18 protein-coding genes and 1 tRNA gene are annotated in these 20,046 nt (G+C 71.8%); 2 read left to right on the plus strand and 17 right to left on the minus strand.

Features of this window, described 5'->3' with window-relative positions; all coding sequences use genetic code 11:
- Window positions 1-505: 505 nt before the first annotated feature.
- The 11 genes from AC06FP_RS11905 to hisS all read right to left on the minus strand — a co-directional run bounded on the left by AC06FP_RS11905 (window position 506) and on the right by hisS (window position 11,101).
- A complete protein-coding gene (locus AC06FP_RS11905) occupies window positions 506-2,032 on the minus strand; it encodes a calcineurin-like phosphoesterase C-terminal domain-containing protein (protein ID WP_478075640.1) in 1,527 nt (508 codons plus the stop codon).
- 115 nt (window positions 2,033-2,147) lie between these two features.
- A complete protein-coding gene (hisIE, locus tag AC06FP_RS11910) occupies window positions 2,148-2,783 on the minus strand; it encodes a bifunctional phosphoribosyl-AMP cyclohydrolase/phosphoribosyl-ATP diphosphatase HisIE (protein ID WP_478075641.1) in 636 nt (211 codons plus the stop codon).
- On the minus strand, window positions 2,773-3,549 hold the full coding sequence (hisF, locus tag AC06FP_RS11915) for an imidazole glycerol phosphate synthase subunit HisF (protein ID WP_478075642.1): 777 nt from the start codon (window positions 3,547-3,549) through the stop codon (window positions 2,773-2,775). The genes hisIE and hisF overlap by 11 nt, the downstream gene beginning before the upstream one ends.
- Window positions 3,543-4,277: a 1-(5-phosphoribosyl)-5-[(5-phosphoribosylamino)methylideneamino]imidazole-4-carboxamide isomerase gene (hisA, locus tag AC06FP_RS11920; protein ID WP_478075643.1), complete on the minus strand. Its 735-nt coding sequence runs from the start codon at window positions 4,275-4,277 to the stop codon at window positions 3,543-3,545. Before hisA ends, hisF begins: the two co-directional genes overlap by 7 nt.
- Entirely contained in the window at window positions 4,274-4,876 is a 603-nt protein-coding gene (gene hisH / locus AC06FP_RS11925; protein ID WP_478075644.1) for an imidazole glycerol phosphate synthase subunit HisH, read from the minus strand. Before hisH ends, hisA begins: the two co-directional genes overlap by 4 nt.
- Window positions 4,873-5,946 carry a bifunctional histidinol-phosphatase/imidazoleglycerol-phosphate dehydratase HisB gene (gene hisB / locus AC06FP_RS11930; protein WP_478075645.1) on the minus strand — a complete coding sequence of 358 codons (1,074 nt, stop codon included), beginning with the start codon at window positions 5,944-5,946 and terminating at the stop codon, window positions 4,873-4,875. The genes hisH and hisB overlap by 4 nt, the downstream gene beginning before the upstream one ends.
- Window positions 5,943-7,025: a histidinol-phosphate transaminase gene (gene hisC / locus AC06FP_RS11935; RefSeq protein WP_478075646.1), complete on the minus strand. Its 1,083-nt coding sequence runs from the start codon at window positions 7,023-7,025 to the stop codon at window positions 5,943-5,945. The genes hisB and hisC overlap by 4 nt, the downstream gene beginning before the upstream one ends.
- The gene (gene hisD, locus AC06FP_RS11940) at window positions 7,022-8,317 is read right to left on the minus strand and encodes a histidinol dehydrogenase (protein WP_478075647.1); all 1,296 of its coding nucleotides are present in this window, start codon (window positions 8,315-8,317) and stop codon (window positions 7,022-7,024) included. The genes hisC and hisD overlap by 4 nt, the downstream gene beginning before the upstream one ends.
- Window positions 8,314-9,225: an ATP phosphoribosyltransferase gene (hisG, locus tag AC06FP_RS11945; RefSeq protein ID WP_478075648.1), complete on the minus strand. Its 912-nt coding sequence runs from the start codon at window positions 9,223-9,225 to the stop codon at window positions 8,314-8,316. Before hisG ends, hisD begins: the two co-directional genes overlap by 4 nt.
- A 9-nt stretch (window positions 9,226-9,234) precedes the next feature.
- A complete protein-coding gene (locus tag AC06FP_RS11950; RefSeq protein ID WP_433851714.1) occupies window positions 9,235-9,561 on the minus strand; it encodes a YerC/YecD family TrpR-related protein in 327 nt (108 codons plus the stop codon).
- Between the two features lie 133 nt (window positions 9,562-9,694).
- Complete coding sequence (hisS, locus tag AC06FP_RS11955) at window positions 9,695-11,101, minus strand: histidine--tRNA ligase (protein ID WP_478075649.1); 1,407 nt, start codon at window positions 11,099-11,101, stop codon at window positions 9,695-9,697.
- Window positions 11,102-11,210: 109 nt separating this feature from the next.
- On the opposite strand from hisS, the gene AC06FP_RS11960 reads away from it, so the two are divergent.
- Both AC06FP_RS11960 and AC06FP_RS11965 read left to right on the plus strand, forming a co-directional pair.
- A complete protein-coding gene (locus tag AC06FP_RS11960) occupies window positions 11,211-11,969 on the plus strand; it encodes a Crp/Fnr family transcriptional regulator (protein WP_478075650.1) in 759 nt (252 codons plus the stop codon).
- A 90-nt stretch (window positions 11,970-12,059) separates the two neighbouring features.
- Window positions 12,060-12,494, plus strand: coding sequence for a hypothetical protein (locus AC06FP_RS11965; RefSeq protein ID WP_478075651.1), 435 nt, complete (start codon window positions 12,060-12,062; stop codon window positions 12,492-12,494).
- 130 nt (window positions 12,495-12,624) lie between these two features.
- Here AC06FP_RS11965 and thrC read toward each other — a convergent pair whose 3' ends face one another.
- From thrC to AC06FP_RS11995, 6 genes are all read right to left on the minus strand, one after another.
- Complete coding sequence (gene thrC / locus AC06FP_RS11970; protein WP_478075652.1) at window positions 12,625-13,923, minus strand: threonine synthase; 1,299 nt, start codon at window positions 13,921-13,923, stop codon at window positions 12,625-12,627.
- Window positions 13,924-14,120: 197 nt separating this feature from the next.
- Window positions 14,121-15,071, minus strand: coding sequence for a homoserine kinase (locus AC06FP_RS11975; RefSeq protein WP_478075653.1), 951 nt, complete (start codon window positions 15,069-15,071; stop codon window positions 14,121-14,123).
- Between the two features lie 11 nt (window positions 15,072-15,082).
- Window positions 15,083-17,587, minus strand: a complete 2,505-nt coding sequence (gene thrA / locus AC06FP_RS11980) for a bifunctional aspartate kinase/homoserine dehydrogenase I (RefSeq protein WP_478075654.1) — start codon at window positions 17,585-17,587, stop codon at window positions 15,083-15,085.
- 490 nt (window positions 17,588-18,077) lie between these two features.
- Complete coding sequence (locus tag AC06FP_RS11985) at window positions 18,078-19,010, minus strand: DMT family transporter (RefSeq protein ID WP_478075655.1); 933 nt, start codon at window positions 19,008-19,010, stop codon at window positions 18,078-18,080.
- An 83-nt stretch (window positions 19,011-19,093) separates the two neighbouring features.
- Window positions 19,094-19,789 carry a helix-turn-helix transcriptional regulator gene (locus AC06FP_RS11990; protein ID WP_478075656.1) on the minus strand — a complete coding sequence of 232 codons (696 nt, stop codon included), beginning with the start codon at window positions 19,787-19,789 and terminating at the stop codon, window positions 19,094-19,096.
- Between the two features lie 60 nt (window positions 19,790-19,849).
- A tRNA-Arg gene (locus AC06FP_RS11995) sits at window positions 19,850-19,926 on the minus strand.
- Window positions 19,927-20,046 lie beyond the last annotated feature (120 nt).

Raw genomic sequence — 20,046 nt, forward strand, 5'->3', positions numbered from 1 at the left:
GGTCGAGCGTAGTACCCACACAGTGGTCGGCGTGCGAACTACAGCACGTCGCTCCAGAGGGGGACGCGCCTCCTGCAGGGGAAGCCGTAACGCCAGCACAACGCTGGTTCTTGGGTCGTCGCCCCCGCTATTGAGTAGCACGCTGAGTCGGAGCCGAAAGTCCGGCCCGACTTCTTTCCACGGGTGTCCGCTTCTGGCCGGAAGCAGCCGTGAGCAACCGATCGGACCGCCGGTACGCTAATAACTTTCCCCGGGTGCAACGGGTTGGATTGGTCGCTGCACTCACCGTACCGCCCTTCCGGACAACCGCACGCGGCGCTGATCGATGGCGCGTCGCGGGCGGTACTTCAGGCCGCCGGCTTGAAGAAACGGCTGCGCCATTTGCCGAGACCATCGCAGGCATCACGATTCCCGTCGGTGGGCGGCGCCACTCTGCAGAGCCGGATGCGGCTCGCCGCGCGCCTGCCGTCGCCCACGCCCACGCCCGGCGCTTGCCGGGGTTCGCTCACGGCTGCGCGTCCTGCAACCGGTAAGTGGTGCGGCTGCGGTATTCCCTGCCGTTGAGCGTGGTGCGCACCTCGACGCTGTGCTCGCCCACCTCCAGCTTCGTCGGCAAGGCGGCACGCCACAGGTGCGAGGACGGCGTGGCCTCGGGCGAGCGGTCGTAGCCGCGCAGGCTGCCGGCCTGGTCGTCGGCCACGTTCTCGACCAGCAGGCGCGGGTCGGGCTGCTCCACACGCTTCATCGGCTGCCAGTCGCCGCCATCGACGCGGAATTCCACCGGCAGGCCGTCATGGCCCATGTAGACGTTGGCGTACACGCCCCAGGCCGGATAGGCGCCACGGCGCAGCACCCTGGGCGCATGCAGGGCGATCTGCTCGTCCTCCGGCGCGCGCGCGGCGCGGTATTCCACGCTGTAGCGGCCCTGCGCCTGCACGTTGAGCAGGCCGTAGCCGTTGGGCGTGCCGTCGGACATGGTGGTGTCGGGAATGCCCTGCGCGTCCTTCACCCCGGACCAGAACGCGCCGCAGGCCGCGCCGACGTTGTATTCGTGCAGCGGCCGCGCGCCGTTCCAGCCCTGCGCCGCGTTCCAGAACACCTGGTTCTGGTTGTGGGTATGGCCGCTCAGGACCAGCGGGTGCTCCACCTTTTCCAGCAGCGCGAACAGGCGCGCGCGGTCTTCGGCGCGGAACACATGGTCGAACAGCGGGATGTGCAGGCCCAGCACCACCAGCCGGTCCTTCGGCAGCGTCGGCAGATAGCGTTCGAGGAAGGCGAACTGGTCCTCGCGCAGGCCACCGACATAGGCCGGCTTCTGCCCCGGCCGGGCAACGACGTCGTCCAGGCCGATGAACACCATCGACGGTTCTTCCCAGGCATAGGTGTCCGGGCCGAGCTGGCGGTGGAAGCTGTCCAGCGACGCGGCGTCGCTTTGCGCGCCGAGGTCCATGTCGTGGTTGCCGGGCACGTGCAGCCACGGCACGCCGAGCGAGGTCACCGCCTTGACCAGTAGCGGGTACAGCGCCGGGTCGTCGTTGGTGATGTCGCCCAGGGTCATGCCCAGCCGCGCCTGATGGCGGCCGCGCAGCGGCGCGACGATGTCGCGCTCGAAGTAGCCCACGTCCAGCGCGCTGGCGGTCTGGCTGTCGGCCATCACCAGCGCCTGAAAGCTCGCAGGCGCATCTGGCTGCGGCGCCAGCGCGAACGGCTGGCACTGCCCGCCTTCGCTGTCGCCCGCGCGTGGGCGCCAGATGTCGGGCAACCCGTCGGCGCGCGACACGGCGCGACGGCCCGCGGGCTTGATGACGAACACCGTGGGCTGCGCCGAATCCGGCAGCCGGTAACGGCCGTCGCGGTCGGTGATCGCGATGTGCTCGCCGTCGGAAACGCGGATGCCCGGCAGCGGCTGCTCGCCCGCGTCGCGCACGCCGTTGCCGTTGGCGTCATCGAATACCAGGCCCTCCACGCAGGAAGCGGCCGCGGCGAACGGTGCGCAGGCCAGCAGCAGGCCGGCGAGCAGGGAATGGCGCATGGAGGCCTCGTCAGGCGAACGGACAGGCCGCCATTATCGCGCCGCCATGCGGCACGCGCATGGCGACGGGTTTGCCCTGGACGGCGGATCGGCGGCAGGCCAGCGCGCCCGCGCCTCAGCCCGCCGCCTTCTCCGCCGCCCGCGCGTGGCGCTGCTCAAGCACCGCCACCGCGTCGTCCAGCGACAGGCCGCGCGCGCGCAGCAGCACGATCAGGTGGAACAGCAGGTCGGCCGATTCGCCCAGCAGCTCGTCGTCGCGCTGGACCACGCCGGCCAGCGCGGTCTCCACGCCCTCCTCGCCCACCTTCTGCGCGATGTGGCGCGTGCCCTTCTCGAACAGTTTGGTGGTGTAGCTGTTGAGCGGGCGGTCGTGCTCGCGCTGCCGCACCAGCGCATCCAGCGCGCCCAGGAACTGCCCCGGCGCATCGCCGAAACAGCTGGTGCTGCCGGTGTGGCAGGTCGGCCCGTGCGGGCGCGCGGTGACCAGCAGGGTGTCGGCATCGCAGTCGGCGCGGACCGCCACCAGCTGCAGGTGGTTGCCCGAGGTCTCGCCCTTGGTCCACAGGCGCTGCCGGCTGCGGCTGAAGAAAGCGACCTTGCCGCCCTGCAGCGTGCGCTCCAGCGCGGCGCGGTCCATGTAGCCGAGCATCAGCACGCGCAGCGTGGCCGCGTCCTGCACGATGACCGGCATCAGCCCGCCGACCTTGTCCCAGTCCAGCGCGGCCGGGTCGAAGGGAGTTTCAGTAGACATCGCGTACCTCGATCTGTTGTCCGCGCAGGAAGCGCTTGAGTTCCGGAATGGCGATGGCGCCGGAGTGGAACACGCTGGCCGCCAGCGCGCCGTCAACGTCGGCCTGCTCGAACACGTCGGCGAAATGCCGTGGCTCGCCGGCGCCGCCGGAGGCGATCAGCGGCACGCCGCACAGGGCGCGGGCCTGGCGCAGCTGGGCGATGTCGTAGCCCATGCGCACGCCGTCGCTGTCCATGCAGTTGAGCACGATCTCGCCGGCACCGCGCTGCTGCGCCTCGCGCAGCCAGTCCAGCGTCAGCCGCGCTTCGGCGCGGGTCTTTGCCGGGTCGCCGGTGTAGGAACGCACCCGCCACTGCCCGTCCGGCTCGCGGACGGAATCGATGCCGACCACCACGCACTGCTGGCCGAACGCCTCGGCCAGCTCGCCGATCAGCGCCGGCCGCTCCAGCGCCGGCGTATTGATCGATATCTTGTCGGCGCCGGCGTTGAGGATGCCGCGCGCGGTCTCCACGTCACGGATGCCGCCGGCCACGCAGAACGGGATGTCGACCAGGCGCGCCACGCGCTCGATCCAGGCGCGGTCCACCGAACGCCCTTCCGGGCTGGCGGAGATGTCGTAGAACACCAGTTCGTCGGCGCCTTCGTCGCGGTAGCGCAGCGCCAGCTCGGCGATGTCGCCCATGTCGACGTGGTCGCGGAAGCGCACGCCCTTGACCACGCGGCCCTCGCGCACGTCCAGGCAGGGAATGAGGCGGCGGCTCAGCATGCCAGCGCCTCCTGCAGTTGCAGCCGGCCTTCGAGCAGGGCCTTGCCCAGCACCGCGCCGGCGCAGCCGGCCGCGCGCGCCGCGGCCACGTCGGCCACGTCGCGCACGCCGCCGGAAGCCTGCACCGCCACGCCGGGCAGCAGCCGCGACAGGTGCGCGTACAGGTCCAGGTTGGGGCCGGAGAGCATGCCGTCGCGGGCGATGTCGGTGCACAGCAGGTGCTTCATGCCGGCCTGCGCATAACGCACGGCGAGCGCGTCCAAGGTGACGTCGGCGGTCTCGGTCCAGCCATGCACCGGCAGGCGCCACACGCCATCTTCGCCCTGGCGCGTGTCCAACGCGATGGTCAGCCGTTCCGCGCCGAATTCCCGCAGCCAGGCCATTACGCGCTCGGGCTCGCGCACCGCCAGCGAACCGATCACCACGCGGCTGGCGCCGGCGTCGAGGATGCGCGCCACGTCGTCGCGGCCGCGCACGCCGCCGCCGGTCTGCACCTCCAGCGCGGTGGTCGATGCGATCCGCGCAAGCAAGGGCGCCAACGTATAACCACCGGCCCGGGCCGCGTCCAGGTCGACCAGGTGCATCCAGCGCGCGCCGGCCGCGGCGAAGGCCTGCGCGCGCGGCAGCGGGTCGTCGCCATAGGTGGTCTGCTGCGCGTAATCGCCCTGCAGCAGGCGCACCACCTGCCCGTTGCGGATGTCGAGCGCGGGATAGATGACGAAGCTCATGAAAAGTCGGTCTCGATGAAGTTGCGCAGGATGCGCGCGCCCGGCCCGGCCGAGCGTTCAGGATGGAACTGCGCGCCGCACAGCCGGCCGCGCTGCACCACCGCGGTGAACAGGCCGCCGTGGTGGCAGGCCGCCACCGTGTCGGAGGTGACCGGCGCGGCGTAGCTGTGCACGAAGTACGCGCTGGAACCGGCCGGCACGCCGTCCAGCAGCGGCGATTCGCGCAGCGCCAGCAGCTTGTTCCAGCCCATGTGCGGCACGCGCACGCCCACCGCCGGATGCAGGCGGCGCACCACGCCCGGCAGCAGGCCCAGGCCGTCCACGCTGCCCTCCTCCGAGCGCTCGAACAGCAGCTGCATGCCCAGGCAGATGCCCATCAGCGGCCGCTGCAGTTCGCGCAGCGGCTGCACCAGCCCCTGCGCGTGCAGGCGGCGCATGCCCTCGGCCGCCGCGCCGACGCCCGGCAGGATCACCCGCGACGCCGCGTCGAGGTCGGAAGGCCCGCGCACCATGCGCACCGCCACGCCCAGCCGTTCCAGCGCATAACGCACCGAACCGAGGTTGGCGCCACCGGCGTCGATCAGGCCGACCGTGGTCACAGCGCCCCCTTGGTCGAAGGCAGCTCGGTGCCTTCGCGGCGGATCGCCTGGCGCAGGGCCCGCGCCAGCGCCTTGAAGCAGGCCTCGACCTTGTGGTGGTCGTTGTCGCCTTCGACCTTGAGGTTGAGGTTCAGCCCGGCCGCATCGCACAGCGAGCGGAAGAAATGCGGCACCAGTTCGGTCGGCATGTCGCCCACCCGCTCGCGCCTGAACGCACCTTCGAACACGAAGTACGGGCGGCCGCTGAAATCCAGCGCGGCGCTGGCCAGGGTCTCGTCCATCGGCAGGGTGAAGCCATAGCGGCCGATGCCACGCTTGTCGCCCAGCGCCTCGCGCAGGGCCTGGCCCAGGGCAAGCCCGGTGTCCTCGATGGTGTGGTGTTCGTCGATGTGCAGGTCGCCGCGCGCCTGGATTTCCAGCGCGAACCCGCCATGGCGGCCGATCTGGTCGAGCATGTGGTCGAAGAACGGCAGGCCGGTGTCGATCTTCGACGCGGCAACCCTGTCCAGATCGACCGATACCCGTATCTGCGTTTCCTTCGTATCGCGCTGCACGGTGGCGCGGCGCGGCGCGTCGGCCAGTTCATGGGCGATGCCGTCCCAGTCCCACTCGCCGCCGAACTGCGCGGTGCGCAGCTGGAAGCCGCGGATCTTCATGTTGTCGGCGAACTGGATGTCGGTGGGCCGGTCGCCGACCATCGCCGAGCGCGCCCAGTCGATGGAACGGTCCTGCAGGTATGGCAGCATCATGCCGATGCCCGGCTTGCGGTTGGGGCTGTTGTCGGCCGGCCAGCTCGGGTCGACCAGCACGTCGCGGAACTCGATGCCCTGGCTGGCGAAGATCTGCAGCATCAGGTTGTTGGGGCCGTCGAAACTGGCCTGCGGGTAGCTGTCGCTGCCCAGCCCGTCCTGGTTGGAGACGATGACGAACTGGTAGCCGGCGTCGCGCAGGCGCAGCATCGCCGGGATGACGTTGCGCACGAAGCGGATCTTCTCGTAGGCGTCGATCTGGAAATCGGCCGGCTCCTCGATCAGGGTGCCGTCGCGGTCGACGAACAGGATGGGGGTCATGCGGCAGGCTCCAGGGTGGCAAGCACGCCCAGCACGCGCGCGTTCTGTTCGGGGGTGCCGAGGGTGATGCGCAGCGCATCGTGCAGCAGCGGCGCGGCGCGCTGGTCGCGCACCACCACGCCGGCGACCAGCAGGCGCTGGAACGCGGCCTCGGCATCGACGAAGCGCACCAGCAGGAAGTTGGCATCGGAGGCGTAGACCCGGCGCACGCCGGGCAGGGCCGCCAGCGCGGCGCGCAGGCGTTCGCGCTCGGCGCGCACCAGGTTGATGCGCTCGCGCGTGCGCGCCAGCGCCGCATCGTCCAGCCCGGCCAGGGCCAGCGCCGAACACGGCGCCGGGACCGGATACGGCGCCTGGCAGCGGCGCAGCACCGCGATCAGGTTGGCGTCGGCGATCACGCAGCCGATGCGCGCGGCCGCCAGCGCATGCGCCTTGGACAGCGTGCGCAGCACGGCGATGTTGTCGTGGCGCGGCAGCAGGCTCACCGCCGAGGCTTCATCGGCGAACTCGGCGTACGCCTCGTCCACCACCACCAGCGCCTGCCCGCGCAGGGCCGCGGCCACCTGTTCGACCTGCGCCAGCGGGATGCTCCGGCCGCCGGGATTGGAGGGCGAACACAGGAACACCAGCCGCGCGTTGCCCTGCCGGGCGGTGGCGATGATGGCCTCGATGTCAGGCACCAAGCCGGCCTCGTCGTCGCGCAGCGGCACTTCCAGCGCCGGCGCGTTCTGCAGCCGCGCGCTCACCGCGTACATGCCAAACACCGGCGGCGTGTACAGCACGCCATCGCGGCCGGGCACGCACAGCGCACGCACCAGCAGGTCGATGGCCTCGTCGCTGCCGCGGCCGATCAGCAACTGCTCGGCTGTGCAGCCGTAGAGCATGGCCAGCCGTTCGCGCAGCGCCTGCGGCTGCGGCTCGGGGTAGCGCCGGCAGGTGGCCGCCGCGTCGCCCGGGTTCGGCCACGCCGATTCGTTGGCGTTGAGCCAGATATCGCCTTCGAGCTTGGCGCTGCGCGCGGAGGAATAGCCGGCAAAGCCGCGCAGATCCTCGCGCACCAGGTCGAGCACGCCGCTCATGGCGCCGCTCCCAGCCGCAGCGCGACCGCGTTGGCGTGCGCGTCCAGTCCTTCGGCGCGGGCCATCACCAGGGCGCACGGGCCGATGCCGGCGATGCCCTCCGCGCTGGCCGCCTGCACGCTGATCTGGTTCTGGAAACTGGCGACGCTGACGCCGCTGTAGGCGCGCGCGGCGCCGGCGGTGGGCAGCACGTGGTTGGTGCCCGAGCAGTAATCGCCGAGCGCTTCGGGCGTGTAGTCGCCCAGGAACACCGAGCCGGCGGCCTCGACGCGGTCCAGCCAGCCGCGCGGCTGGCGCAGCGCCAGGATCAGGTGCTCGGGCGCGTAGCGGTTGGAAATGGCCAACGCCTGTTCGATCGATTCGACCCTGAGCAGCAGCGAGGCCGCCAGCGCCTGGCGGGCGATGGCCTCGCGCGGCAGCCGTGCCACCTGCCGTTCCACCTCGTCCTGCACCGCGGCGATCAGCGCGGCATCGTCGCTGAGCAGCAGCACCTGCGAGTCCGGGCCGTGCTCGGCCTGCGACAGCAGGTCGGCGGCGACGAAGGCCGGGTTGGCGCCGGCATCGGCGATCACCAGCACTTCCGACGGTCCGGCCGGCATGTCGATGGCCGCGGCGCCGGCCTGCGCCACCTGCTGCTTGGCCTCGGTCACGTAGCTGTTGCCCGGCCCGAACAGCTTGTCGCAGGAAGGCACGGTCTCGGTGCCCCAGGCCATCGCCGCGATGGCCTGCGCGCCGCCGATCTTGTAGACCCGGTGCACGCCGGTCAGGCGCGCGGCCACCAGCACCGCCGGATCGGCCGTACCGTCGTTGCGCGGCGGCGTGCACAGCACCACCTCGCGGCAACCGGCCAGCTTCGCCGGCACGCCCAGCATCAGCGCGGTCGAGGGCAGCGGCGCGCTGCCGGCCGGCACGTACAGGCCGACGCGTCCGATCGGCCGGATGATCTTGCCGCAGACCACGCCCGGCGCGGTCTCCAGCGAATACGGCTGCGCCATGCCGGCGCGGTGGTAGGCATCGATGCGTCCGGCCGCCTGCTGCAGGGCGATGCGCAGTTCCGCAGGCACCGCCCGTTCGGCGGCGGCGAACTCGGCCTCGCCCACCTCGAAGCGTTCCAGCGCCACGCCGTCGAAACGAGCGGTGATCTCGCGCAGGGCGAGGTCGCCGACGCCGCGCACCTGTTCGATCAGCGCCGCGACCGAAGCGCGGGTCTGCGCCGCCACCGCCTGTACCGGCCGGGTCAGCGCGCGCGCCTGCGCATCAGCGTCCAGGGCGTTCCAGTCGAGGATGTTCATGCCAGCGACTTCTCCACCGCCAGCACCATCAGCCCCTGCGCGCCGGCGCGCTCCAGCTCCTCCAGCCGCTGCCAGCTCAGCGCGCCGTTGCACATGGTCTGCAGGCGTACCGCCCCGCCGTCGCCGGGCAGGCGCAGCAGCGGTTCGGCGTCGGGCAGCAGCCGCGCCAGCGCATCCACGCGCTCCTCGTCGGCGGAGAACATCAGCAGCTTGCGGTCCTGCACCCTGCTCAGGCCGTCCAGGCGGCGCAGCAGCATCGCCATCAAGCCGGCGCGGGCGTCGTCCAGCTCGTGCACCGGGCCGGCCAGCACCGCCTCGCTGTCCAGCAGCGTTTCCACCGGCTTGAGCTGGTTGGCCGCGAGCGTGGCGCCGCTGGAGACCAGGTCGCAGATCAGGTCGGCGGTGCCCAGCTTCGGTGCGATCTCCACCGAGCCGGACAGTTCCACCACCTGCGCGTCCACGCCCTGGTCCTTCAGCCAGGCGGCGAGGATGGCCGGGTAGCTGGTGGCGATGCGCCTGCCGGCCAGCTGCGCCGGCCCCTGCCATTCCCAGTCCTCGGGCACGGCGATCATCAGCCGGCACTGGCCGAAACCAAGGCCACGCAGCGGCTGGTAGGCATCGGCCAGGCCCAGCTGGCGGCGCGCCTTGGCCTGCTCGTCCAGCTCGTTGAGGCCGACCACGCCCAGGTCGCAGACGCCGTCGGCGATCAGTCCCGGGATGTCGTCGTCGCGCACCAGCAGCAGGTCCACCGGCAGCGATTCGCCGAAGCAGAACAGCTTGTCGCGGCTCTGCCGCCAGCTCAGCCCGCAGGCGGCCAGCAGGCTGCGCGCCGGGTCGGCCAGGCGCCCGCTCTTCTGGATGGCGATGCGCAGCCGGTCGCGGGCCGGCGCGGAGGTGGAAGCACTCATGGTCTTGTCTCAGTTGGATTCGGCTTTGCGCGCGGACAGGCGCTCGATGGCGGCGGCGTAACCGCCGGCGCCATGCTCGAGCGAGCGCGCCACCCGGCCGATGGTGGTCACGCTCACCCCGGTCAGGTCGTAGATCTCGCGGTACGGCACGCCCTTGCGCAGCAGCGGCACCACCCGCCAGCGGTCGGCCATCGCCTCCAGCTCGGCCGGCGTGCACAGGTCGCGCAGGAAGGCCTGCACGTCCTGCGGCCGCTCCAGCGCGGCGAACGCGCGCGCCAATGCCTTCAGGGAAGCGTCGGAAGCCTTTTCGCGGTCGGAGTCGGGGCGCGTTTTCATATGTACCAATGTAATAGCGTGCTAATACATTAGCCCAGACAGGAACGCCCGGTCAAACGCCCGCCGCGGCCGGCCAACGGCAAAAGAAAAGGCCCCGCGCCGCGGGGCCTTCGGTTCGGGCTGGAACGGAGGTTCAGCGCGCCATGGCGCGGGTCTGTTCCAGTTCCACCTGCAGGGTGGACGCCAGTTCGTCGCGGGCGACCTCGAACTGCTGTTCGCGCAGCAGGTCCTTGACCGCGACCACGCCGCGCGCCAGTTCGTCCTCGCCGGCCAGCACCACGAAGCGGATGCCGGCCTTGGCCGCGTACTGGAACTGCTTGCCGACCTTCTTCGGCTCCATCTGCACCTCGGTATTGATGCCACCGGCGCGCAGGCGGCGGGCGATGTCCAGCGACTGCGGCATCGCCGCCTCGTCCATCAGCGCCACCATCGCCTGCACGCTGCTTTCGGCGATGCCGTCGATCAGGTTGGCCTCGCGCAGCTGCCAGAACAGGCGGGTCAGGCCGATGGAAATGCCCACGCCCGGCAGCCTGGACTTGGTGTAGTGGCTGGCCAGGTCCTCGTAGCGGCCACCGGAGCAGATCGAGCCGATCTGCGGGTGGTCCAGCAGCGTGGTCTCGTAGACGGTGCCGGTGTAGTAATCCAGGCCGCGGGCGATGGAGAAGTTCAGGCAGTACGCGTTTTCCGGCACGCCCAGCGCCTTGACCAGTTCCAGCACCTCGCGCAGCTCGGCGGCGCCGGCGCGCAGCGATTCGCTGGCCGCAGCACCGGCCTCGGCCAGCACCGCGTCGATCTTCGCCAGCGCGTCGGCGTGCGACTGCGAGCGGACCTCGACGAAGGCGAGGATGCGCTCCACCGCTTCGGCCGGCAGGCCGAAGTCCGGGCCAACCAGGGTTTCGCGCACGTAGTCGGCGCCGCGCTTGTCGAGCTTGTCGACCTCGCGCAGCACCAGCGCCTGCTGCTGCGGATCGGACACGCCCTGCGCCTCGAAGAAACCGCGCATCAGCTTGCGGTTGTTCAGCTGCACCGCGAAGCTGCCGATGCGCAGTTCGGAGAACACCGCGTGGATCACCGCCAGCACCTCGGCGTCGTAGCGGATGCTCAGCGCATCCTTGCCGATCACGTCCACGTCGCACTGGTAGAACTCGCGGAAACGGCCGCGCTGGGCGCGCTCGCCGCGGTAGACGCGCTGCATCTGGTAGCGGCGGAACGGGAAGGTCAGCTCATGCTCGTGCTCGGCCACGTAGCGCGCCAGCGGCACGGTCAGGTCGAAGCGCAGCGCCATCTCCGGCAGGCCCTTCTCGCCGGACTCGGCGGCGTTGGCCAGCGCACCGGTGGACTGCACGAAATACACCTGGCGCTCGGTCTCGCCGCCGGACTTGGTCAGCAGCACGTCGGACAGCTCGAACACCGGCGTCTCCACCGGCAGGAACCCGAAGCGCTCGTAGTTGCGGCGGATGACGTCCAGCATGCGCTGGAACGCAATCTGCTCGCGCGGCAGCAATTCCATGATGCCGGGCGGCGTACGGGGCTTGATCACGGGCGAAACTCCTGCAAACGGTGGGGGTGAGCGGACGCCAATTCTAGCGCCACGCCGCCCGTGCCGACCGCATGAAGTATCATGTGCGCACGCCCTCCGCCCCGAAGCCATGACCCGGCCTGCCTCCGGTTCCGAGCCGCACTCCACCCCGCCCCCCGTTTCCGAAGGAAGCGGCGCGCGCGAGTGCCTGCACTGCTCGGTACGCCACCTGTCGGTGTGTTCGGCGCTGTCCTGCGACGAAGTACAGGCGCTGGAGCAGATCACCGTGTCCCTGCCGGTGCCGATGGGCGCCACCCTGGTACGCAGCGGCGAGCCCCGCGCGCATGTGTTCACCGTGACCGAGGGCGCGCTGCGGCTGGTCCGCACGCTGGCCGACGGCCGCCGCCAGGTCAGCGGCTTCGTGCTGCCTGGCGACTACGTCGGCCTGAGCGGCAGCGACCACCACCGCTACGACATCGAGGCCATCGCCGGCAGCCGCGTGTGCCGGGTGCCGACCGCGCAGATGCGCGACCTGCGCCAGCGCTTCCCGCACCTGGAACGCAAGCTGCTGCAGCGCGCCTGCCAGGAGCTGGACGCCGCCCAGGACAACGCCCTGGCGCTGGCGCGGCTGCAGCCGCCGGAGCGGCTGGCCGATTTCCTGCTGCGCCTGGCCGCGCGCGAGGCCAGGCTCGGCCAGGTCGGCAGCCGCGTGGCGCTGCCGATGGGCCGCGGCGACATCGCCGACCACCTGGGCCTGACCATGGAAACGGTCAGCCGCACCTTCACCAAGCTGCGCCAGCAGGGGCTGATCGCCCTGCCGCATCTGAACGTAGTCGAGATCCTCGACTTCGCCGGCCTGCAGAAACTGGCCAACGACGACCTGGACTGAGCGCCGGCCCCGCGTTTGACGCCCCGGCCCCGGCCCTGCAAGCTGGGCGCGACCGCCGCGATACCGCCGGCGGCAGACCCGGGAGGCCCCATGTCGCGTGCTCTGGCCCCACTGCTCTCCATCGCCATCGGCATCGGTTTCGTGCTGCTGGTCCTCTACGCCTGGCCGCTGATCGCCGCCCACAACACGGTTCCCGTGCAGCTTGCGCAGGCCGGGCTGTCCGGCCCCGCCTGGTATGGCGCGACAGTGCTGCAGGATTTCGCGGTCAACCTGCTGCTCGCCCTGCCCGCGGCCTGGCTGCTGCTGAAGCTGGGACGCGGCCGGCTCCGCTTCCACTGCGCGCTGGCCACGCTGACCTTCGCCACCGCCTTCACCGCCGCGGCGGGCCTGCCGGTGTTCTCCGCCGGTGGCTTCATCGTCGCCGGCTGGCTGCTGATGCTGGCCGCCCTGCCGGTGGCGACCTGGCTGCTCAGCCTGCCCGGGCGCGGCCGCTCCGGCGACCTGCCGCGCCCACGCGCCGCCTAGCGCGGGCACCGGCCTGGCGTCATTTTGACCAGGCCGGCGCCGATGCCCGCCGGCATTGGCCCGGCGCGCACTTGTCCACAGGCTTTCCGCACCGCGCTCCACATCCGCTGTGGACAACGCGGCGACCGTGTCAGCCCAGCAGGACTTCGCGCAGCGCCGCGTACTCCGGCGCGCAGGGCTCGGCGTGGGCCGGGCGCCGCAACAGTTCGGCCAGCGCCGGCGGTACCGGCACCTGCCGGCCGATCAACGGTTCGACCACCGTCTCGAACTTGGCCGCATGCGCCGTCGCCGCCACCGCCCAGTGCTCGTGCGCCGCGGCCTCGCCGCTGGCGCGCAGCTGCTCCAGCACCCGTACCGCGGTGGCGGTGTGCGGGCAGAACACTTCGCCATGCCGTTGATGGCGCGCGACGATGGTGTCGCGGATGGCATCGTCGCCCACCGCGCGCGCGGTGAACTGCGCGCGCAGCACCGCATCGTCGCCGGCGTACAGCCAGCGCAGCCGCTCGAAGTTGCTGGGCGCGCCCACGTCCATCGCATTGGCGAGCGTGGCCACGCTGGTACGGGCCTGGTAGTCGCCGCCGGCGAAGTAATCCGGCAGCACGCGGTTGGCGTTGGTGGCCAGCACGATCCGCCCCAGCGGCACGCCGAGCGCACGCGCCATGACCGCCGCCATCGCGTTGCCGAGGTTGCCGGTGGGAACCACCATGTTCAGCAGCGCGCCGTGCGCGCCATGGTGGGCCAGCGCCGCCTGCGCGTAATAGCTCATCTGCGGCAGCAGGCGGCCCAGGCTGATGCTGTTGGCCGAACTCAGCGGCAGCTGCGCCTGCAGCTCGGCGTCGTTCAATGCCTGCTTGACCATGGCCTGGCAGTCATCGAACGAACCGGCCACGCGCAGCGCGCGGATGTTGCCGCCCAGGCAGCCCAGCTGGTGCGCCTGCCGCGGCGATACGCGCCCATCCGGATACAGCACCACCACCTGCAGGTTGGGTTGGCCGTGGAAGGCGGCGGCCACGGCGGCGCCGGTATCGCCCGAGGTCGCGACGACTATCGTCAACGGGCGCGCCTGGCCGGCGCGCAGCCGCGACAGGCTGGCGGCGAGGAAGCGCGCGCCGAAATCCTTGAACGCCGCCGTGGGCCCGTGGAACAGCTCCAGCACGTGGTCGTTGCGGGTTGCCAGGCGTTGCAGCGGCGCCGGAAAGTCGAAGGCCTCGGCGCAGATCCGCGGCAGTTCCGCCTCCAGGCCGTCGCCGGCGAAGAAGGGCTGCAGCAGCGTGGCCGCGGTGTCGGCCAGCGTGTCGCCCACCTGCAGGGCGCGCGCCGGCGGCATCTGCTGCGGCACATACAGGCCGCCGTCGGGCGCCAGGCCGGCGGCGATGGCCTGGCTGAGCGTGGCGGCGGGGGCGTTGTTGCGGGTGGAGATGAAGTGCATGGGAAGGATTCCGGATGGGACTGTTCTGTGGGGCGCCGTGTCTGCCCTTGTGCCTTCGGGAGCAGTCCGGCAGGGGCCCGAAGGGTGAGCTACAAGGTGCCCCGAATTTGTGGATTTTGTGGATGAGGGTAAGGGCGCACGACTTCGCCCATGCCCTCACCCCAACCCCTCTCCCGATGGGAGAGGGCTTCAGGGCTTCAAAGCAGGTGCGCGCCCGGGCTGTCCAGCGGGGTGACCCAGCTCTGGCTGTCGAAGCCCGCGTCGGCGAACGCCGCCCGCACCTTCGGCGCGGCAGCCTCCGCCGCCTCGCGCGTCTCGAACCAGGCGAACACGCTGGGACCGGCGCCGGAAATGCTGGCTCCCATCGCGTCGGCGTCCAGGGCGGCCTGCTTGGCCGCGTCGAAGCCGGCGATCAGCGGCGCGCGGCGCGGCTCGACCAGCACGTCGCGCAGGCCGGCGCGCACCAGCCCGGCATCGCCGGCATGGCAGCCGGCCAGCACCAGCGCCAGGTTGCTGCTCTGCGCGACGAACTCCTTCAACGCGTAGCTGCCCTGCAGGGCGGCACGCGCGCGCCGGGTTTCCAGCCGCGCGTCCGGATGCACCAGCAGGCTGTGCCAGTGCGCCGGCACCGGCACCGGCACCAGCCGCTCCAGCGTGGACAGCACCAGCCCGCCCAGGAACATCGGCCCGAGGTTGTCGCCATGGCGGCTGCCGCTGGCCACCGCCTCGCCGTCCAGCGCATGCAGGTACAACTGCTCCCGGCTCAATGGCGCCTCCAGCAGGGCGTTGGCCGCGACCAGCGCGGCCACGCACGAGGCGGCCGAGCCGCCCATGCCGGAACTGAGCGGTATGCCCTTGTCGATCTCGATCTCGAAACCGAACGGCAGCGCCAGCGACCGGCGCAGCGCGATCAACGCCGCGCCGGCGGTATTGCCGGCGGCCTCCTTCGGCAGTTCCGCCGTCGTGCCGCGGATCGCCGCGATGCGGACACCGGGCCCATCGCCGTCGGGCGCGTCGATGCGCCGCACCGTCACCGTGTCGCCGACGCCAGCCACGGCATAGCCGAGCAGGTCGAAACCGACCGCCACGTTCGCCACCGACGCCGGAGCGAAGGCGAGCGCCTCGCGCCTCGCGGCGCCGTCCCGCATTGCCTGCCCGCTCACAGTCGTGCGCCCTCCCCCGCGGCCACCCGCAGCACGTCGGCGAACACACCGGCGGCCGTCACTTCCGGGCCGGCGCCCGGCCCCTGCACCACCAGCGGATTGTCGCAGTAGCGGCGGGTGGTGAACTGCACCACGTTGTCGGTCAGGCGCAGGTGGGCGAAGGCGTGGTCGCCGGGCAGCTCCACCAGGCCCACCGTGGGCCGCTGCCCCGGCGCGAAGCGCGCGACGTAGCGCAGCACGTTGCCGCGCGCCCGCGCCTGCGCCAGGCGCTGGCCGAAACCGGCGTCGACCTCGTGCAGGCGCGCCATGAAGTCGTCCACGCTGGCCTGCTGCAGCGCCTCCGGTACCAATCCCTCCACCGCCACGTCCTCCAGGCTCAGCTCGTGCCCGGCCTCGCGCGCCAGGATCACCAGCTTGCGCGCCACGTCCACGCCGGACAGGTCGTCGCGCGGGTCCGGCTCGGTGTAGCCCATCGCCCGCGCCTGCGCGACCAGCTGCGAAAACGGCACCGTGCCGTCGTATTTGTTGAACAGCCAGGCCAGCGTGCCGGAAAAGATGCCGGCGATCGCGGTGACCTCGTCGCCGGTGTCGACCAGGTCGCGCAGCGTGGTGATCACCGGCAGCCCGGCGCCGACCGTGGCCTCGTAGCGGAAACGCGCGCCGGTGGCCAGCGCCGCCTCGCCGATGGCCTGGTAGCGCGCCAGCGGGCCGGAGCCGGCCTGCTTGTTCGGCGTGACCACGTGGATGCCGGCGGCGAGCCAGCCGGCATAGCGGTCGGCCACGTCCGGGCTGCCGCTGCAGTCGATGATCAGGGTGTGCGGCAGGCGCGCGGACAGCAGGTGCTCGGTGAAGCGCTCCAGGTCGGCCGGCTGCGCGGCGGCCGCGAACGCGGCCTTCCAGTCGCCCTGCACGCCGCGCGCGTCCAGCAGCATGCCGTTGCGCGACAGCACCGCGCGCAGGCGCAGGTCCAGCTTCGCCCGCGCCAGCAGCTGCGGCTGGGCGGCGCGCAGTTGTTCCAGCAGCGCGCCGCCGACATTGCCCGGGCCGATCACGCCCACCGAGAAGGTCTGCGGCGACAGCCAGAACCCGGCATGCGCGGCGCGCAGCGCCTTGGTGGCATCACGCGCGTCGATGGCCACCGAGATGTTGCGCTCGGACGAGCCCTGCGCGATGGCCAGGATGTTGACCTGCGCCCGCCCCAGCGCCTCGAACAGGCGCGCGGCCACGCCCGGCTGCCCGGCCATGCCGTCGCCCACCGCGGCCAGCACGCTCACGCCCTCGGTCAGCTGCACGCGCTGCACCTGGCCGGCGGCCAGTTCGTGCGCGAACGCCTGCGCCAGCGCATCGCGCGCGCGCGCCGCCTCGGCCTGGCGCACCACGCAGCAGATCGAATGTTCGGACGAGCCCTGCGAGATCATCACCACCGACACCTGCGCGTTGCGCAGCGCGGCGAACACGCGCTCGGCGGTGCCCGGCACGCCGATCAGGCCGGTGCCCTCCACGTTCAGCACGGCCAGGTCGGGGCTGAGCGTGAGGCCCTTGATCGGCCCGCGGCCGGCGCTGACTGCGGTGATGCGGGTGCCGGGGTGCTCGGGCTGGAAGGTGTTGCGGATGATGATCGGCAGGCCGCGCTCGATCGCCGGCGACATGGTCTGCGGGTGCACCACCTTGGCGCCGAAATAGGCCAGCTCGCAGGCTTCGTCGTAGCTCAGCGCCTCCAGCTGCACCGCCTCGGGCACGACGCGCGGGTCGGCCGAAAGCACGCCGTCCACGTCGGTCCAGATGTGCAGTTCGTCGGCGGCGAACAGCGCGGCGAAGATCGCGCCGGAGAAATCGCTGCCGTTGCGGCCGAGCGTGGTGATGTTGCCCTTGCGGTCGCGGGCGACGAATCCGGTGACCACCAGCCGCCGCGCCGGATGCGACTGCCGCCACAGCGCCAGCCGGGCGGCGCTGGCCTTCCAGTCCACGTCCACGCCGAGTTCGCCGTGGTTGACCACCAGCACCTCGCGTGCGTCCAGCACGTCGGCGTCCTCGCCCAGCGCCTGCAGGTGGTGGCCGAGCAGGTGCGCGGAAAACACTTCGCCCAGGCCCTGCACGCGGTCCAGCACTTCCCGCGGCAGCTCGCCGATCACCGCCAGCGCGGCCAGGATCTCGCGCAGGCGGCCGAAGCGCGCGTCCAGCCATTCGATGGTGGGCCCGGATTTTTCGGCCAGCAGCGCCACCGCCGCCGCGCGGTGGCGGGCGCGCAGCTCGTGCCAGCGCTCGTCCCAGGCCGCATCGGCGGCGGCCGCCAGCCGGGCCAGGTCGATCAGCGCATCGGTGACGCCTTTCATCGCCGAGACCACGGTGACCTGCACGTCCTCCTCGCGCGCCAGCAGCAGCTGCGCCACGTGGCGGTAGCGGTCGGCGTCGGCCACCGAGGTGCCGCCGAACTTGTGGACGACGCTGCGCACGGCGGCGTCCGCGACGGGAGCGAGGGGTGGAGCGGCAACTGGCGACATCGGATGGACCTCGGCTGGAGGCCCCGACACGCATCAGGATGGGAGCCCCCGCATCCTGATCCGGGTGCGGGGCCGTGGTTTTCGGAAATTACGCGAAGACGACGGGCCGCACCGGGCGAGTGGTGACGGTAATGGTGGTGGTAATGGACACGCGGCCGCGGTTGCCCGGCAGCGCGCCTGAAGGCGGCTGGGCGATGGCGGAAAGGGGCGACGGCGTGTGCATGCGCCCAAGAGGACACCAGCGGTGAATGCGCTGTCAAGTGCTGCGATGCAAAACCTCACCTGCAGTCATCGTCGGCGAACGCGCGCTTATCGGTTGCAAATGTCATCAACGGCGATCATCGCCCATCCAGCCGGCAAGCCTCGGCAAAAACGCGGTTTCCTTGTCCACGGCCGGCGGCTGTCGCCCCGGCGGAGCGGCTGCCTACGCGACGCCATCTGGAAAGCGCGGTGTTGCGGAATCGCGCAAAGCGCGCGCCTTCATTCCCGCTCAATGCGGCGCCAGCGCCTCGGACGCCGGCCGGTGCGCGGCCGCGCCCAGCACCACGCCAGCCAGCAGGCAGCCGGCGGCCAGCAGCTCCAGCGGCAACGGCCAGCGCTGCTGCCAGAGGAAACCATAGAGCAGGCCGAACAGGGTCTCGAACACGATCATCTGCCCACCGAGGGTGAGCGGCAGCGCGCGGCTGGCGCGGTTCCAGCAGGCGTTGCCGAGGATCGAAGCCAGCACCGCCACCGCCGCCGCGACCAGCCAGAACTGCCCCCACTCGCCCGCCGGACGCCCCTGTCCGCCGCCGGCGAACGCGACCGGCGCCACCAGCAGCGCCAGGCCGCCGGTCGCCACGCCGGTCAGCAGCGACCAGTCATGCCCGGACACGTCCGGGCAGCGCGCCAGCCAACGCGCATTGCCCACCGAATACACCGTCCACGAAACCAGCGCGCCGACCGCGCACAGCAGGCCGACCAGGCGCTGCCCGGTGCCGGTGTGCACATGCGAGGACGCCATCGCCGCCCAGCCCATCAGCACCACCCCGGCCACGCACAGGGCCAGCGCCGGCGCCAGTTTCGACAGCGGCACCGCGCCCGGCTCGCGCGATGCCGTGACCGCCACCAGCACCGGCACCATGCCGACGATCAGCGATGCCGCCGCGCCGCCGCTCCACTGCACCGAAATGGACAGCAGCACGTAATACAGCAGGTTGCCCAGCAGGCTGAGCCAGGCCAGCGCGCCCCATTCGGCGCGGCCGATGCGCTGGCGCAGCGCCGGCCAGCGCGGCACCAGCAGCACCAGCGCGATGGCGCCGTAGACCAGGTAGCGCGCGGCCGCCAGCTGCAGCGGCGCGAATCCAGCCAGCATGGCCGGGGCCAGGAATACCACGCCCCACATCGCCCCGGAGGCCACGCCGTTGGCGATCCCGACACTCATCGAACGACTCACGCCCGCCGCACTCCGCCATGCAGAAAGGCGCGCAGTGTAGGCACCGCACCGGCGGCGCGTCTTGACCGAAACTACTGCCGGGCGCGCCACTGCCGCGGCGTGCGCCCGCTCTCCCGGCGCAGCGCGCGGGTGAACGCGCTCTGCTCGGAATAACCGGCACGCTGGGCGATGTCGCTGATGCTGGCATCGCCGCACAGCAGCTGCCGCTTGGCCCAGCGCAGGCGCGCGGCGCCTACCCAGGCCAGCGGCGGCACCCCGAACTCGCGCACGAACAGCGCATGCAGGCGGCTACCGCTGACCCCGGCCATGGCCGCCATGCGCGCCACCGACCAGTCCAGCCCGGGCGCCGAGCCTACGGCCATGCACACGCCATGCAGCCGCGCGCCACTGCCGGCCGGGGCGAAATGCCGCAGCAGGCGCGGCAGCGGGTCGCCCAGCAGCCCGCCGGCCGGCAGTTCCTGCAGGCGCTGGCGCACGTCCAGCGGCAGCGCCAGCCAGGGCCTGCGGTACAGGTGCTCCAGCGTGTCGTCGTCGAGCGCGCCGACCGGGCAATCGACGATCAGGCAGCAGTTCTCGCCCAGCACCTCCAGGTCATGGCCCTGGCCGGGCGCGACGAAGGCGCCCTGCAGCCGGTCCAGGTGGCCGCCGGCGCCGCCCACTTCGAACTGCAGCTCGCCGCGCACCGGCAGCACCCATTGCGCATGGTCGTGGCGCTCCAGCCCGGTGGGCCCGAGGTAACGGCGCAGGTGGGGAATGCTGGCGGACATGCGCGCAGTCTGCGCAGGCGGCGGCGGTCGCCGCAAGCATCGCGCGGCAGACGAAAACGATGGCGGCCCCGACACGATTCGAACGTGCGACCTGTCCCTTAGGAGGGGACCGCTCTATCCAGCTGAGCTACGGGGCCTGAGGGCGCGTATTGTGGCATGCCGCACCCGCATCCGGCACCCACCCCGCGCCAAGAAGCCGGCGCGGCTCTGCTAAAATCGCGTTTCTGCATGCCGCACCCCACCGCTGCCAGCGGCTG

This window comes from Stenotrophomonas sp. Steno-Z2 (genome assembly GCF_056393235.1).